The 16368-nt window shown below is 34.2% G+C and carries 12 protein-coding genes and 1 pseudogene; all 13 read left to right on the top strand.

All coding sequences use genetic code 11. The features are described from left to right. Positions 1-227: 227 nt before the first annotated feature. A complete protein-coding gene (locus MWH25_RS13080; protein WP_248627719.1) occupies positions 228-1076 on the top strand; it encodes a methyl-accepting chemotaxis protein in 849 nt (282 codons plus the stop codon). Between the two features lie 396 nt (positions 1077-1472). Then, positions 1473-1586, top strand: a pseudogene (locus MWH25_RS13210) (arginase family protein); the annotation flags it as partial. 623 nt (positions 1587-2209) lie between these two features. Next, positions 2210-2629 (top strand): methylaspartate mutase subunit S, encoded by a 420-nt coding sequence (glmS, locus tag MWH25_RS11070; protein ID WP_248627717.1) that lies wholly within the window; start codon positions 2210-2212, stop codon positions 2627-2629. A 21-nt stretch (positions 2630-2650) separates the two neighbouring features. Then, positions 2651-4099 carry a methylaspartate mutase subunit E gene (locus MWH25_RS11065; RefSeq protein ID WP_248627716.1) on the top strand — a complete coding sequence of 483 codons (1449 nt, stop codon included), beginning with the start codon at positions 2651-2653 and terminating at the stop codon, positions 4097-4099. A gap of 214 nt (positions 4100-4313) precedes the next feature. Then, a complete protein-coding gene (locus MWH25_RS11060; RefSeq protein ID WP_248627715.1) occupies positions 4314-5555 on the top strand; it encodes a methylaspartate ammonia-lyase in 1242 nt (413 codons plus the stop codon). A gap of 143 nt (positions 5556-5698) precedes the next feature. Next, entirely contained in the window at positions 5699-7057 is a 1359-nt protein-coding gene (locus tag MWH25_RS11055) for an acyclic terpene utilization AtuA family protein (RefSeq protein WP_248627714.1), read from the top strand. A gap of 302 nt (positions 7058-7359) precedes the next feature. After that, positions 7360-7674 carry a DUF4387 domain-containing protein gene (locus MWH25_RS11050; RefSeq protein ID WP_248627713.1) on the top strand — a complete coding sequence of 105 codons (315 nt, stop codon included), beginning with the start codon at positions 7360-7362 and terminating at the stop codon, positions 7672-7674. Between the two features lie 404 nt (positions 7675-8078). After that, on the top strand, positions 8079-10136 hold the full coding sequence (locus MWH25_RS11045; RefSeq protein WP_248627712.1) for a sigma-54 interaction domain-containing protein: 2058 nt from the start codon (positions 8079-8081) through the stop codon (positions 10134-10136). 2 nt (positions 10137-10138) lie between these two features. Then, positions 10139-10981 (top strand): fumarate hydratase, encoded by an 843-nt coding sequence (locus MWH25_RS11040; RefSeq protein ID WP_248627711.1) that lies wholly within the window; start codon positions 10139-10141, stop codon positions 10979-10981. A 13-nt stretch (positions 10982-10994) separates the two neighbouring features. Continuing rightward, on the top strand, positions 10995-11528 hold the full coding sequence (locus MWH25_RS11035) for a Fe-S-containing hydro-lyase (protein ID WP_248627710.1): 534 nt from the start codon (positions 10995-10997) through the stop codon (positions 11526-11528). A 1224-nt stretch (positions 11529-12752) separates the two neighbouring features. Then, positions 12753-13937, top strand: a complete 1185-nt coding sequence (gltS, locus tag MWH25_RS11030; RefSeq protein WP_248627709.1) for a sodium/glutamate symporter — start codon at positions 12753-12755, stop codon at positions 13935-13937. A 268-nt stretch (positions 13938-14205) separates the two neighbouring features. After that, a complete protein-coding gene (locus MWH25_RS11025; RefSeq protein ID WP_345947256.1) occupies positions 14206-15102 on the top strand; it encodes a histidine phosphatase family protein in 897 nt (298 codons plus the stop codon). A gap of 190 nt (positions 15103-15292) precedes the next feature. Further along, on the top strand, positions 15293-16204 hold the full coding sequence (gene glsA / locus MWH25_RS11020) for a glutaminase A (protein ID WP_282706953.1): 912 nt from the start codon (positions 15293-15295) through the stop codon (positions 16202-16204). Positions 16205-16368 lie beyond the last annotated feature (164 nt).

The following is a 16368-nucleotide window of genomic DNA, read 5'->3' as shown; positions in this document are numbered from 1 at the left end:
TTATTCGCAGACGAATCTTAGAAGCTCAGAAAAAATCTTTCAGAACGAGAAATCTCCCTCATGGTTCTAAGCAAAAGCTACACATAATTGTAATAAAGCTTCACTTCGAACATCTATGATATAAGAAATTATCTTAAGTTAACGCTGATAGGTAAAAAATTAAAATTTAATTTATATAATGGTTGCTAGAAGAGAGGTTTAATATATTGTAAAGGGGAGAAACAACTGTGGAAAAGTTACCAAAAAGATTAGAAATGATTTTAGAACTCGCTCCATTATTGAATAAATTTATGCCAGAAGATATAGGGGTGACTATAGTAAATCGCAAGGAGGTAATAGCATATTACTCAGGTGAAAAATTAGTCCTCAAGAATATAAAAGGAGAAACAACTAAAAAAGGTGACCCGATTGGTCGAAAGTGGGCCATAAATAAAGCTATGAAAAATAAAGAGAGAATAGTAACAGAGGTAGATGGTACTGTAGCAGGAACACCTTATATTGCAGTTTCTAATCCGATACTAAATGATGAAGGAGAAGTAATAGGAGGTATCACTATCTCTCAACCTATAGATAAGAAAGAGGAGTTATTAAAGATTTCTAAAGAGCTATTAGATGCTGCTGAAATAGTAAACAATCAAGTAGAAGGTATTTTTATAGAAGCCGATAAGATGATTAAAACTGGAGAAGATTTAGATGATATTTCAGGTCGAACTGAAGCTAAAGTAAAAAATACTGATGGTATAATTGCAGCGATAGAGAAAGTTTCAGATCAAATCAAAATAATTGGGATGAATGCATCGATAGAGGCTGCACGGGTAGGAAAAGAAGGAAGGGGTTTTGCTGTGGTAGCAGAAGAAACTCAAGGCCTAGCCAGTAAATCTACAAGTTTAACATTAGAAGTAAAAGAAACTTTAAATGAGATCTGTGATGATGTGATAGAATTAAATAATGTAGTTGAAGAGATTAATAAAGCTAGTAATGAACAAGCAGATATTATAGAGGAGATCTATGCTCAGATTCAGAATTTAGTTGTTTTGGGTGATAAATTAGTTAAGATGGGAGAAAAATTGAGTTAAGATAGATAGTGAGGATTAATGATTATACTATTTTTAAATTTGAAAATGAAAAATTGAAATTTATTTATATAGATTTGATATAATTAGTTGGTATTTACTAAACTTTAAATAAAGTTAGTAAATACTTTTTTTTTGAGGAATTTGACTTTTATTTGACATACTTATCTTATGATTAAAACTAGGAAGAGGATATAGGATAATAAATATTCACAATCTGATTAAAAGGAGAGTAGATGATGAAGCTTTTACAAAAATATGCCGATAGAAGAAGGTATATGGCAAGGAAGTGTGGACGATACTGACAACTTCAATGCATTTCGATGTCATCAATGGATTGAGTTAATAGATTTATCAGATAGAAAGTCAGAACCAAGAGCTAATGAAAAGGAAGAATATGATCCTAAAATAGGAATTATAAATTTTGATGCTCATTTTTATCTAAGACCTTATCCAAACGGTGGAAATTCAGGAACAATGTTCAGACAGATTGCTGACCAATGTAAAGAAAAAGATGAGGAAGGTTCCATTGGATATATATATTGAGTTATTTGTTGAGCATAAAAAAAGAAAATCTTTTTGTTATACAACTTCAGCATAGGAGTTGACCTTTATTTGACGCTGTTGCTTTATGATGAAGTTGAAATACATTTTAATTAACAGGATTTATTAAACGACTCATACGCGTTAACTTAAGGTATAATTATGTGTCAGTAAAAAGATCTAACTTCAAAATCTTTATGATTTAAAGGGGTAGATCTTAACAGACTACAGACACAGACACTGACACAGTGTTATTAAGTTGACGTACATGTTAAACGAATTATAAAATTGGGTTAATCAGTTTAATAAATACTTTTTTTTTAGCTAGATAACCCATTCCGTTCAATTAAATTTTGTTAAAGTTGAGTATTTTTTTGTGCTGAGGTTGAAAATATTAAATAAAGAATGCACTAAAAGGTTGAAATAATTTCTTTATTAGAATAAGATAGAATTAAATTGTTATTTTTTTAAAAGTGGTATCTAACTTGCATTGAACTTTTGACGAAGATATTATTACCTATAAATTTATACTATAGCAAGTAAAAATTTTGATGGTTCTGTTTAACAAAACTAAATTAGAGGTGGGATAGTCTATGGCAGAAAAGAAGACAGTGGTGATGGGAGTTATTGGTTCTGATGTTCATGCAGTAGGAAATAGGATCTTAGAAGAAGCATTTACAAAGGCAGGGTTTGATGTTGTCAATATTGGAGTGTTGGCTCCGCAAGAGGAATTTATTAATGCTGCTATTGAAACGGATGCAGATGCTATTTTAGTTTCTTCTTTGTATGGTCATGGTGAGCTTGATTGTAAAGGGTTTAGAGAAAAGTGTATTGAATCTGGCTTAGAAGATATCACATTATATGTTGGAGGTAATTTAGTAGTTGGTAAACAAGAGTGGGAACCAACTGAAGATAAGTTCTTAGAAATGGGCTTTGATCGGGTTTATCCTCCAGGTACATTGCCTGAAGAGCCAATTGCTGACTTAAAGCAGGACTTAGGAGTAACTAATTAAATTAATTAGGAGGGAAGCGAAATGAAATTAGAAAATAAAAAGTGGGATTTAGAAAAATTTAAGCAGGTTAGGGCAGAGATTTTAGGGCAATGGCCAACAGGAGAAGCAGTTGATTTTGATGAAGCTATTGCTTATCATAAAAATTTACCAACAGAAAAGGTGATGGCTGATAAATTAGCAAAGGCTAAAGAAGAAGGAATTTCTTTAATTCAACCACGAGCAGGAGTAGCTTTAATTGATCAACATATCGAGTTATTACAATTTTTACGAGAAGAAGGAAAAGCAGATGTACTACCAACTACAATAGATAGTTATACTAGACAGAATAATTATCAAGAAGCAGCGGATGGGATTAAGGAAAGCCGAAATGAAGGTAGGTCATTATTGAATGGATTTCCAGCAGTTAATCATGGGGTTGAAGGTTGTAGAAAATTAGTTGAGGCTTTAGATGCTCCATTGCAGGTTAGGCATGGAACTCCAGATGCTAGATTATTAGCAGAGATTACTTTAGCAGGTGGATTTACTGATTATGAAGGCGGAGGGATTTCTTACAATATTCCTTATGCTAAAGAAGTTTCAATAGAACAGACACTATATGACTGGCAGTATGTTGATCGTTTGATTGGACTTTATGAAGAGCATGGAGTTAAGATTAACCGAGAGCCTTTTGGTCCGTTAACTGGAACCTTAGTGCCACCTTCTGTCTCTCATAGTGTAGCAATTATAGAAGCATTGTTGGCCGTTGAACAGGGAGTTAAGAATCTAACTTTAGGGTATGGTCAATGTGGTAATTTGATTCAGGATGTTGCTGCTATTAAGACTTTAGAAGAATTGGCGGAAGAGTACTTAGCTGATTATGATGATGTAATGTTGACTACTGTTTTCCATCAATGGATGGGAGGTTTTCCTCAAGATGAAGCACAAGCATTTGGAGTTATCTCGTGGGGGGCTGCTACAGCTGCTTTAGCTAAAGCGACTAAGGTTATTGTTAAGACTCCACATGAAGCGTTAGGTATTCCAACTAAAGAGGCAAATGCACAAGGTTTAAGAGCTACTAAACAGTTGATCAATATGCTTAAAGATCAGGAGTTTGCTTCCAATGATAAATTAGAGAAAGAAAAAGAGATGATTAAGAAAGAAACTAGACAAATTTTAGATAGAGTCTTTGAATTAGGTAATGGTGATCTAGTTCAAGGAACAGTAAAAGCCTTTACAGCGGGAGTTATAGATATACCTTTTGCACCAAGTAGATATAATGCTGGTAATATCTTACCTGCTAGAGACAATGAAGGAGCAGTACGATATTTAAATCCAGGTAATCTACCTTTTTCAGATGAAGTATTGAAATTTAATCAGACTAAGTTAGAAGAACGTGGTAAAGAGGAGTTACGAGAACCTAATTTCCAAATGGTAATTGATGATATTTATGCTATTGGTAAAGGTAAATTAGTAGGAAGACCGCGGGAGTAAAAGTTGATGGTTGACAGTTAACGGTTGACGGTTAAGAGTAAAATTTTGTTTTATTTGATTTTGAGATGTTAAAGGGGTTTATTTAACTGTAAACTGTAAACTGTACACTGTAAACTAGAACGGGATTGCAGAAAAATTCAAAATTATTCTAGAAGTTGAGATGAGCGAATTAAATTTAGTAAAAAGCAGTGAATAGTGAACAGGGAGGGATTAGATGAAAATTAAAGAAGTAGTTACTTCTCCAGGGATGACGGGATTTTATTTTGATGATCAACAAGCGATTAAGGATGGTGCAGAAACAGATAGGTTTTCTTATGTGGGCCAAGCTAAAACTGAAGGGTTTAGTGCAATCCGTCAGGCTGGAGAGTCAATTTCAGTAATGCTTATTTTAGAAGACGGACAAGTAGCTTATGGTGATTGTGCAGCAGTTCAATATTCTGGAGCTGGAGGAAGAGATCCATTATTTTTAGCTCAAGATTTCATTCCAGTGATTGAAGAGGAGATTGCTCCTCAGTTGATTGGTAAAGAATTAAGTTCTTTTAGAGAATTGGCAGGAGAGATTGAGCAATTTTCTAGAGATGGGGAAAGATTACACACAGCAATTTGTTATGGTCTTACTCAAGCAATATTGGATGCAGTAGCTAAAGCTAAGAAGAAGACGATGACAGAGGTAGTAGCAGAAGAATATGATTTGGAATTGATTGCAGAACCTGTGCCGATCTTTACCCAGACCGGTGATGATAGATATGTTAATGTTGATAAGATGGTGATTAAGCATACAGATGTGATGCCTCATGCGTTGATCAATAATGTTAACGACAAGTTAGGCGAGAATGGGGAGAAATTATTAGAGTATGTTGAATGGTTAAAAAATAGGGTTAAGAAGCTACGACCTACTTCAGATTATCTACCTATCTTCCATGTCGATGTCTATGGTACGATCGGTCTGGCATTTGATAATGACCCACAACAGATGGCAGATTATCTAGAAGAGTTGGCCCAGGCTGCTAAGCCACATACTCTCAGAATTGAAGGGCCAATGGACTCTGGTAGCAGAGAGCAACAGATTAAAGATATGAAGGCTTTAAGGGATGAAGTCCAAAGTAGAGAGATAGCAGTTGAATTGGTAGCGGATGAATGGTGTAATACTTTTGAAGATATTAAGATGTTTGTTGATCAAGAGGCAGCAGATGTTGTTCAGATTAAGACACCTGATTTAGGTGGGATTAATAATACAATAGAAGCGGTATTATACTGTAAAGAAAATGGAGTAGGAGCTTATCAGGGCGGAACCTGTAATGAAACGGATCGTTCGGCTCAAATCTGTGTTAATTTAGCACTGGCAACCAGACCTGATCAGATGCTGGCTAAACCAGGAATGGGTGTTGATGAAGGATTTATGATCGTTAAAAATGAGATGGAGCGAGTGTTGGCGTTACTTAAAACTAGAGGATAATTATGTGTCAGTGTCCGTAATCCGTGTCAGTAGAAATCGAGTTCAAAACCTAGGGGTTAGCGGGTTTGAATTTCACAGACACAGACTACTGACACTATATATCGATAAGTTGTAAACTTATAAAGGAAGGTGGGATGAATAATATGAAAGAGATCAGAGTTTTATCCCCAACAGCAATCTTGGGTTATGGATTTCCAGTTGAATCTTTTGAAAGGGGTTTGGATAAAGAGCCAGATTTGATTGCAGTTGATGCTGGTTCAAGTGATCCTGGTCCTTATTATTTAGGAGCAGGGGTCTCTTTTACAGATGAAACAGCAGTTAAAAGGGATCTTAAATTAATGATTAAAGCAGGACAGGAAAAGGATATTCCAGTAATTGTAGGAACGGCTGGAGGAGCAGGTGCTGCTTCTCATTTGGAATGGTGTACTCAGATTGTAAAAGAGATTGCCCAGGAAGAAGAATTGAATTTTAAATTAGCTACTATTCAAGCTGAACAGGAGCAAGAATTTGTCTTAGAAAAGTTTCGAACAGGGGATATAAGCCCGTTATATCCTGCTCCAGAGTTGACTGAGGAGGAGTTAAAAGCTAGTACTAGGATTGTAGGACAGATGGGAGTAGAACCTTTTATCGAAGCTCTAGATGAAGGAGCAGAGGTTATTATTGCTGGTAGGGCTTATGATCCGACTGTTTTTGCTAGTTTTTGTATTAAAGAAGGTCTGCCAGCAGGTTTAGCACTCCATATGGGTAAGATTATGGAATGTGCATCGATAGCAGCAAATCCTGGTAGTGGTAGTGATGCTATGTTCGGTATTTTGCGAGATGATCACTTCTTATTAGAACCGTTAAATCCGAAGCGAAGATGTACTACTACTTCAGTAGCAGCTCATACTTTATATGAGAAGACCAATCCTACTAAATTACATGGGCCAGGAGGGATTATTGATTTATCAGAAACAGAATTTGAGCAGTATGACGAACGGACTGTCAAGGTAAGTGGAAGTAAATTTATTGCTGACCAGGATTATACAGTCAAGTTAGAAGGGGCGAAGCTGGTTGGCTATCGAACGGTATCTATTGCTGGGACTAGAGATCCAATTATGATTGAGCAGTTAGATCATATAATTGAAGTGGTAGAGGATACAGTCAAAGATAATTTTGTTGACTTGGCTGCAGATGATTACCATTTACTCTTTAGGATTTATGGTCGAGATGGAGTGATGGGCCAACTTGAGCCACAGCAAGAGGTTTTAAGCCATGAAGTAGGAATTATTATTGAGGTTGTAGCCAAGAGTCAAGAGTTGGCCAATACTATCTGTAGCTTTGCTCGTTCAACAATGTTACACTATGGTTATCCTGGTCGAGTAGCTACTGCAGGTAATTTGGCTTTTCCATATTCTCCATCTGATTTGAAAGCAGGGGAGGTTTATGAATTTAATCTTCATCATTTGATTAAGGTTGATGAGCCGACTGAGTTATTTCCAGTTGAAATACAGGAACTGTGATGTTTTACAATTATGTGTCACAAAGTGACACATAATTGAGTTTACAGTTTACGGTGTACAGTTTACAGTTAAGATCAAAATATTAAGATCTTAAAACCCATGAAAAGAATTAAAATTATAGGTTTAGAGTGGTTTTGATCTTAAGGTTTTAAGGTCTTTAACTGTTAACCGTCCCTACAGGTCTTTGTCAAGACCTTTCGTGAAAACCATAGAAACCATATCAACTGTAAAACTGTACACTGATATTTAGTGGCAAAGTGCCACTAAATATCAATAATGTTGCATCTAAAGGAGGGAGTAGTTTGAAAATAACCGAATTGGTTGATGTTGTACGAAGTAAGAATGCAGGTCCTTATGAGTTGACTTTTGACTTAATCTTTAAAAATTTTGAGATCTATCAGCAGGTAAAAAAATCAGGAGTGATTAATGAAGAATTAATTGCCCAACTGTATGGGATAGATTTAGAGCAAGTGATTTCAGTAATCAATTATGATCCAGCTAAAGCAATTAAAGCAACGATTGTTCGACCTTATCCATCAGGAGCAATTGGAGAAAGAGATGTCTATGGAGCCCAACAACATGCACCACTGTTGAATATAGAAGTACCAATTCAATAATGACATTAATTAATAAAGGCTATATCGGGAGGTTTCTTGGTATAGCCTGTCTTTATTACAATAATGTGGCACTTTTGTGCCACATTATTGAGTTGACAGTGTACAGTGAACAGTTTACAGTTAAGATCAAAACCTTAAAAAATTAAGACCTCTGAAATGCCTTATGTTCGCAGGTTTAGAGTGATTTTGATTTAAGTTTTTAATGGTTTTAACTGTCAACCGTCAACTGTAAACTGTACACTGATATATAGTGGCAAAGTGCCACTATATATCAATTAAGTTTAACAATCCTTTTGCCGCTTGAAATAAGAAATAAAATTAGATAAAGGGGTTGATCTGATTTTATTGAAATAAGTTTAAGTAGATTAAGGCTTTAAATAAATAAGTTAGAGGTGGCAAGTTGAATGAAAAAAGAGTTGGCAGTAATTACAATGAGTAAGGCAACTAATAAGTTGTTTAGACAACAATTAAAAAAGGTTTTAAAAAATAAAGTTCTATTGAAAGATTATTTAGTTGATAATTTAAGAACTGATAAAGTAAGTGCTGATTTGATTTTAACTACTAAGTCATTAGTTGATGTGATAGATGATTATGTAACAGCTGATAGTGAAGTCATTTTTGCTCGCAGAGCTTTAGACTTGTCTACATTGGAAAAATTAATTAAACTTCCTGTTAATAAAAAAGCATTATTGATCAATAATACTAAATTATCAGTTTTAGAGACTAAGTCATTACTCCAAGAGGTTGGAATTGATCATTTGGAGTTAATATCTTTTTATCCTGGATGTGCTCAAAAGAAAGCTAATGGAATCGAACTAGCAATTAATTTAGGAGAAGAAAGATATATTCCAGATTCAGTAACAGAAATAATCAATATTGGGAGTCGAATTCTTGATTTGACGACCATTGTAGAGATTTTGATTAAACTGGATTTATTAGGTGAAAAAGCAAACCTTTTAATTTCTAATCAGGTCAGACAATTGGTTGAACTCAGTCAACGTTTAAATAAAAAGATGAAGGATGCAAAACGGGCCAACAAAAAGTTGGATGCTGTGCTTAACCATGTCCATGATGGGATAGTATATATTAATGAACGAGAAGAGATAGAGGTCTTTAATCGTAGAGCTGAGGAAATCTTTGAGGTAAAAGCGGAGGAAATGTTAACCCAAAAAATTGGAGATAAAATTGATAATACTAATTTAGATCAGGTTTTAAGAAATGATTTTAAAGAGATCAATGCTGTTCAAAATGCAGGAAGTAAGAAGATAGTAACTACTAGAGTACCAGTTAAACAAGACCAAGAAATTATTGGAGCTTTAGCGACCTTTAAAGATGTAACTGAAGTAAAGAAGTTAGAAGAGGATCTGCGAAGAAAGTTAAAGAATAAAGGTCATGTAGCCAAATACAGCTTTGGTAATATAATAGGGGATAGCCAAGAGGTAAAACAGGTGATCGAGAAGGCAAAGAAGTTGGCCCGAAGCAAGTCAACTGTCTTAATCCAAGGAGAGAGTGGAACTGGAAAAGAGTTATTTGCTGGTGCGATCCATACTCATTCTCAACGGAGTAATAAGCCTTTTGTAGCAATTAATTGTGCCGCTTTACCTGAAAATTTATTAGAAAGTGAACTGTTTGGTTACGAAGAAGGAGCTTTTACGGGGGCCAAAAAGGGAGGTAAACCTGGTGTCTTTGAACAAGCCCATACTGGAACCATCTTTTTAGATGAAATCGGAGATATCCCTTTAAATATTCAAGCTAGATTGCTGAGGGTCTTACAAGAAAAAGAGGTAATGAGAATCGGTGCTACGCAAGTGATTCCAATTGATATTAGGGTTTTAGCTGCTACCAATAAGGATTTAGAAGAGTTGGTATATACAGGTGATTTTAGAGAAGATCTTTATTATAGATTAAATGTTTTATCGTTACGGATTCCTCCTTTACGAATGAGAAGAGAGGATATTCCGTTATTGATCGATTATTTTCTAGAAAAATTCTCTAGAGAAGATTTAATATTGACTAAGGAAGCAATCAGTAGATTATATAATTATGATTGGAAGGGTAATATCAGAGAGTTAGAAAATTGTGTAGAATATATTGCTCAAGTATGTGAAACTGAAATAAAGTTAGCAGACCTACCATCATATTTAAGTCCTGAAACTAGAGAAGAGAATGTTATCAAGAGATTGGAAGAAAGTTTGGATGATTTAGGAAAGATGGATGAGTATATCTTTATTTTGAATGAATTGTATTTAGCCAAACAGTTAGGGAAAAAGATAGGAAGAAGAGAGATTGCTAACAATGCTACAGCTAACGAGCTATCCCTTTCTTCTCAGATGGTTAGAAGTAGATTGAAGAAGCTAGAAGAATATGATTTGGTTAGTATTGGCAGAGGAAGGCAAGGAACAGAGATTGTAACTAAAGGGATTAAATTTTTGAAAGCGATGACTAAAAAGGAGGTCAAATAATAATGCCTATTCATGTTGAAGAAGTAACGAAAGTAGTAGCAGAAATGTGTATGGAAGCCAATTATGTGTTAGGGGAAGATATATTAGAAGGTTATCAACAGGCTTTAGAGCGTGAAGAGTCTGCTGTAGCCCAAGAGGTGTTAGAGACTTTAATTGAAAATGCTAAGATTGCCAAAGAAGAGAAGATGCCTATCTGCCAGGATACAGGAATGACAGTAATCTTTTTAGAGTTAGGTCAGGATGTTGAAATTGAAGGTGGAAGTTTAACTGAAGCAATTAATGAAGGGGTGCGGCAAGGCTATCAAGAGGGTTATTTACGTAAATCAGTGGTAGCTGATCCCTTGGAGCGTGAGAATACAGGAGATAATACGCCTGCTATAATTCATACTGAATTGGTACCAGGAGATAAGATTAAGTTGACGGTAGCTCCTAAAGGTTTTGGTAGTGAAAATATGAGCCAGATTAAGATGTTGAAACCGGCTGATGGGGTAGAAGGGGTTAAAGAGTTTGTACTTAAGGCTGTCGAAGAAGCAGGTTCTAATCCTTGTCCGCCAATTGTAGTTGGGGTAGGAATTGGCGGTACTTTTGAAAAGGCAGCTTTGCTGGCTAAAAAGGCGCTCATTAGACCGATCGGTCTTTGTAATCAACAGGAAGAGTTGGCCCAATTGGAAGAAGAATTATTAGTAAAGATTAATCAATTAGGGATTGGCCCGCAAGGTTTTGGTGGAGAGACAACAGCTCTAGCAGTTAATATTAATGATTATCCGACCCATATTGCTGGTTTACCAGTTGCAGTTAATATTAATTGTCATGTGACTAGACATAAGGAATGTACTTTAGGCTAAAGGAGGAATAATAATGGAAAAAATTCAATTAAACACCCCAGTAACTGAAGCTGAAATCAGAGAATTAACTGCTGGTGATAAGATAGCTTTATCTGGAGTGCTTTATACAGCTAGGGATGCAGCTCATGCTAGGTTAGTAGAGGCTTTAGAAACAGGAAAGCAACTGCCGATGGATCTAGAGGACCAAGGTATTTATTATGTTGGCCCGTGTCCTGCTCAGCCAGGTCAAGTAATAGGTTCAGCCGGACCAACGACCAGTTATCGAATGGATCCCTTCGCTCCTCGCTTGATTAAAGAAGGTTTGCGAATTATGATTGGTAAGGGCGAAAGGAGTCAAGAAGTAATTGAGACAATGAAAAAAGAAGGTGCTGTTTATTTGGGAGCAATTGGTGGAGCAGCTGCCTTGATTGCTCAGTGTATTAAGCAGGCTGAAGTAATTGCTTATGATGATTTGGGCACAGAAGCGATAAGAAGATTAGAGGTAGAGGATTTACCTTTGATCTGTGTAATAGATAGTGATGGCAATAACCTCTATCATAGAGATTAGATTAGGAAAATAGAAATTATTTTTAACTTAAAATGAGAAAAGACCTTTGCTTTAAAGCAAAGGTCTTTTCTCATTTTGTAGTTGATGATGTTGTATTTAATAGATATTAACAATTGTATTAAAGAAAAAAGATTTAATAATCTATCTATAAGATCATTAAAGTTTATTTAGACTTAGGTATTATTCTGAACCAATTATTAAAAATTTCAATTAAGAATAAAGATATGTATATTAGTGGAAATAAATTATGTACAAATACTCCTAAAAATAGAGCAATAATTCCTATCCCAAATTTAGTAAGTGGATTTAAATTTATAAATTTTTTTAACATATATGGAGTTACCTCCCTAAATTTATATACTAGCATTTAATCTTTTAAGCTGTATTGTTTTTATCAATACTATATAAAACAGTGAATCATTACTAAAATCTTTTTACTATTTAGACAAAAAACAAGATCAACTCATAACTTTATTTTTTATAAAAAAGTTGCAAAAATCAAAATTTTTTAATTAAATGAATAAGTGTCTTTCAGTGTAAATTTTATAAAATTAAATAAGAACATGAATTATCTAATTAATTTTTTAGCTCAAAAATATTGATATTTTGGAAAATCACTCTTTAATTACAGCATAATTATACCATGTTTATGTTCAGTTGTCAAAAGGTTACATTAAAGTTAAGGTTATATATTAAGTTATCTAACCAGTAAATTAATGGGTGAATAAACAAACATAAGCAAAGTATCAAAAGAGATTTAACCCGTTGTTATTGATGATAAAAAATATATAGTTATAATAAGTCAGAGCGTGATTGAAGATAGAAATTTTTACGAAAATTTAGTCTTGGTGAGACTGAAATAATAAGTTTTTTTGTCGATAAAATATATTTTTCAAAATATATTTGAAAAACGGCATATGTTTTGCATTATAAAACTAATGGTTGATTGCATAAAAGCCAGGATAGAAATTAATGGAGTATTCTCAGCTAAAAGGAAATATTTTAAAATTTAATATTTAGTCTCAGGATGATTTGCAAATATTGAGTAAATTGTACACTAAGACGGGGTAGAGAGAAACTTAGTTATCTGCGAAGTACTGTGGTGATAAGCTTAAATTTAGCTGAGAGTACTGTAACTAATTTAAGGAGGTGAATGTGTTAATTTACATAAAATTAAAAATAGGATATTAAGCTTTATCACAAATTATAGAAAGGGGAACTGTTATGAATTTAGAACTTGATATGATTCAAACTACTGCTCTTGCGGTTGTTGTTTATTACTTTGGACTGTGGGTAAGGAGTAAGGTAGATGTTTTGGAGCGCTTTTGTATTCCAGCACCAGTTATTGGGGGGATTTCATTTGCATTTTTAAATCTTATTTTAAGACAAAGTGGAATGGTAAATTTAAATCTTGATACTAGTTTACAAAGCCCAGCTATGATAGTCTTTTTTACTAGTGTAGGACTTGGAGCTAGCTTAGAATTAGTGAAAAAAGGTGGTATTCAAGTAGGTCTGTTTTGGCTTCTTGCGACGATTGTTGCGTTGGGACAAAATATTATTTCAATTGGACTAGCTAGAATATTAAATATAAATCCTCTACTTGCAATGTTATCAGGTTCAATTTCAATGATTGGGGGTCATGGAACAGGAGCTGCATTTGGTGAATTATTTCAACAGCAATATGGTGTTTCAGGTGGGCTTACTGCAGCAATGGCGGCAGCAACCTTCGGTTTAGTAATTGGTGGTTTAATTGGTGGTCCGATAGGTAAAAATTTGATTGAAAAGAATGATCTTGAGCCAAATCCAGAGCAATACAAAGGTGATATTGAAAAAAGAGAAGAGAAATTAGATTATCATGAGATTTTTGGGACATTTATGATTATATTAATAGCAATGGCTTTTGGTGCTGTACTTGAGGGGTACTTTGATAGTGTTGGAATTACATTACCTTCATATATAAGTGCAATGCTTATTGCTGCTGTGATTCTTAATACTGGAGAATTAACAGGTAGCTGGGAGGTAAATCAAAAGTGTAATGGTCTAATTGGTACTATAGGACTTAATGTATTTTTATCTATGGCTTTGATGAGTCTGAGATTATGGGAACTTGCAGATATAGCAGGGCCAATGTTTGTTATTCTTGTAGCACAAGCTCTTTTCATGGGGACAATAGCATACTTTGTAGTATATAGAGTAATGAATAAAGATTATGATGCTGCAGTACTTTCAGGTGGAATTTGTGGTTTCGGAATGGGTGCTACACCAAATGGTGTTGCAAATATGGAAGCTATTGTTGAAAAGTTTGGCCCAGCACCTCGAGCATTTTTTGTGTTACCGGTTGTTGGAGCATTTTTAGTTGATTTTACGAATTCAATAATAATAACGACCTTTGCTAACATGGTCGGATAAGTTAAGTGAAAATATTATTCTTTGTTCTAATGGTAATTTTCTAAAGTTTAATTTTTTGATAAACTCCTAATAAATGCTTTTAAATTTTTAATTTTTGTGGTAAAATGTTTATTAAACCCCAGCATATGATATTAAATTTTTACTTTTTAATATCATATGCTGGGGTATTTTATTATAAACTTCAAAAACCAATTATTATAATATGTTACATGTAGATAATGTAATAGTTAATGGAATTATAAATATATTTAGAAGAGAGGAATTAATTATGAATCCTAGTTTTGCACAATCAATTTATTTTGCCCCACGTGGTAAAAAGAGGTTGATGAATTTAGGAAATCAAATTTCACAAAGATATATGGACCCTGAAGATCGATTAATTGGTTTGATTGGTGAAGGAGGAGCTGGAAAGTCATTGTTAATCCGAGGTATGTTTCCTGGGTTATGTTTGACCAATGATGATCGGGGGATTAATGTACGTCCTTTACCACTGTTAGAAGATGTGGAAAGTGGTAATTACTCCAGTCATACATATCATTTTGATGCTCGATTTGAAACCGCCTTTAATCAACCTTGGCAGTTAACCGAGGCAATTAAAGAAGCACTTAAAAATGAGAAAAAAGTTGTGATTGAGCATTTTGATTTATTAGCCAAACATTTGGATTTAAGAGCAGATATGTTGATTGGGATTGGAGAGGAAGTGCTGGTCACTAGGCCGGGGTTGTTTGGCCCGTACCCCAAGGAGATAGCTGATATTGTCTTTGAATCAGTTCGTTATAGGTGGATGGCTCATACTGCTGAGATTATAACAGTTGGGGTTTTAGATTCTAAATTAGGGCGGAGAATTGATCCTTATTATAGTGATATAAAGAGTGGATTTGTATTACAATTCAATAAAAAGGTAGAGTTTGATATTTCTAAAATAGAAGAAGAGGTTAAAGACTATATAGAGCAGGATTTGCCGGTTAAATATTATGATGACGAACATATTAAAATAGGAGAGGAAGTTCATTTGTGTAGTGGGCCAAGAATCAATGTTAATCGAACTGCTCAAATTAAAGGGTTTAAATTAAAGGATTTACAGTATGATTCGAAGTCAGGTTTGTATTTATTAGCTGGGTTAGTAGGGGAAGAAAAGAGTCAATTTAAGTTAAGCCAAATATAGTAGAGATTATCCTCCTTTGGTATTTGGTAGATGTTTATTCATTCATATCAATTGTCAATTAGACGGAGGTGTAGAAAAATTTAGTCATCCGCGAAACATTGTAATAACAGGCTTTGATTTAGCGGAGAGCACTAACTGTGTATTAGGAGGAAAAAGAGTGAAGGTTACTAAAACTAAAAATAAAGAAGATTTGAATGCAATATTAAGAGATAGTTTGAAGAATAATCAAGCTTATTATAAAGAAGGTGAGCTTGCTAATTATATACCGGCTTTAGCTAAAGCAGATTCCAAAGCAGTAGGAATAAGTATGATAGATATTGAAGGGAATTCTTATTCAACTGGAGAGTATGAAAAGAAGTTTGCGATTCAAAGTGTCTCTAAGCCAATTACTTTAATATTAGCAATTATGGATAATGATATAGATTTTGTCTTTAATAAAGTAGGAGTAGAACCTACAGGAGATCCCTTTAATTCAATAATTAAGTTAACCGGTTCAGCTAAGCCATATAATCCAATGATCAATGCAGGAGCTATTGCTGTTACATCGATGATTAAAGGTAAAGATAATGAGGAAAAATTTAAAAGGATACTTAATTTCTTTAGAAAGTTAGCTAAGAATGATAAATTAAAGTTAGATCAAGAGATTTATCTTTCTGAAAAGGAGACTGGAGATAGAAATAGGTCTTTAGCATATTATATGAAGGATCAAGGTATAATTGAAGGGGATGTAGAAGAGATAGTAGATTTATACTTTAAACAGTGTTCAATTGAAGTTACTTGTAAAGACATAGCTAATATGGCAGCAGTCTTAGCAAATCAAGGAGTAGATCCGATAACTGAAAAAAGAGTTATCTCCAAAAAGATTGCAAGAATAGTCAGAACCTTAATGACCACATGTGGGATGTATGATAAGTCAGGTAGTTTTGCAATTGAGGTAGGTTTAGCTGCTAAGAGTGGGGTTGGAGGAGGAATAATGGCTGAAGTCCCAAAAAAGTTTGGAATTGGTGTTTATGGGCCAGCGTTAGATGATAAAGGAAATAGCATAGTAGGAATGAAGATTTTAAAAGAGTTATCTCAAAGGTTAAACTTAAGTATTTTTTAAATCTGATTCATATATAATTGTTAATTGTAGAAGTTTTTGATATAATAACCATCAAGTTAGATAGATATCTAATTTTAAAAGTGAAGCTTTATTACAATTATGGTGTGATCTGTTGCGATATGAAAAGTATCGCCTAGTATTGTGAAGACAATCTACAATAACTA

Source organism: Natroniella acetigena (genome assembly GCF_023227745.1).
GTDB lineage: Bacteria > Bacillota > Halanaerobiia > Halobacteroidales > Halobacteroidaceae > Natroniella > Natroniella acetigena.
The sequence above is the reverse complement of the archived record's forward strand: the minus strand, read 5'-3'. Positions and strand labels throughout refer to the sequence as shown.

Bases quoted from the DNA above. Each gene is read 5' to 3' on its own strand.
- glmS (WP_248627717.1), top strand. From the start codon at position 2,210: ATGGCAGAAAAGAAGACAGTGGTGATGGGAGTTATTGGTTCTGATGTT.
- MWH25_RS11065 (WP_248627716.1), top strand. From the start codon at position 2,651: ATGAAATTAGAAAATAAAAAGTGGGATTTAGAAAAATTTAAGCAGGTT.
- MWH25_RS11060 (WP_248627715.1), top strand. From the start codon at position 4,314: ATGAAAATTAAAGAAGTAGTTACTTCTCCAGGGATGACGGGATTTTAT.
- MWH25_RS11055 (WP_248627714.1), top strand. From the start codon at position 5,699: ATGAAAGAGATCAGAGTTTTATCCCCAACAGCAATCTTGGGTTATGGA.
- MWH25_RS11045 (WP_248627712.1), top strand. From the start codon at position 8,079: ATGAAAAAAGAGTTGGCAGTAATTACAATGAGTAAGGCAACTAATAAG.
- MWH25_RS11040 (WP_248627711.1), top strand. From the start codon at position 10,139: ATGCCTATTCATGTTGAAGAAGTAACGAAAGTAGTAGCAGAAATGTGT.
- MWH25_RS11035 (WP_248627710.1), top strand. From the start codon at position 10,995: ATGGAAAAAATTCAATTAAACACCCCAGTAACTGAAGCTGAAATCAGA.
- gltS (WP_248627709.1), top strand. From the start codon at position 12,753: ATGAATTTAGAACTTGATATGATTCAAACTACTGCTCTTGCGGTTGTT.
- MWH25_RS11025 (WP_345947256.1), top strand. From the start codon at position 14,206: ATGAATCCTAGTTTTGCACAATCAATTTATTTTGCCCCACGTGGTAAA.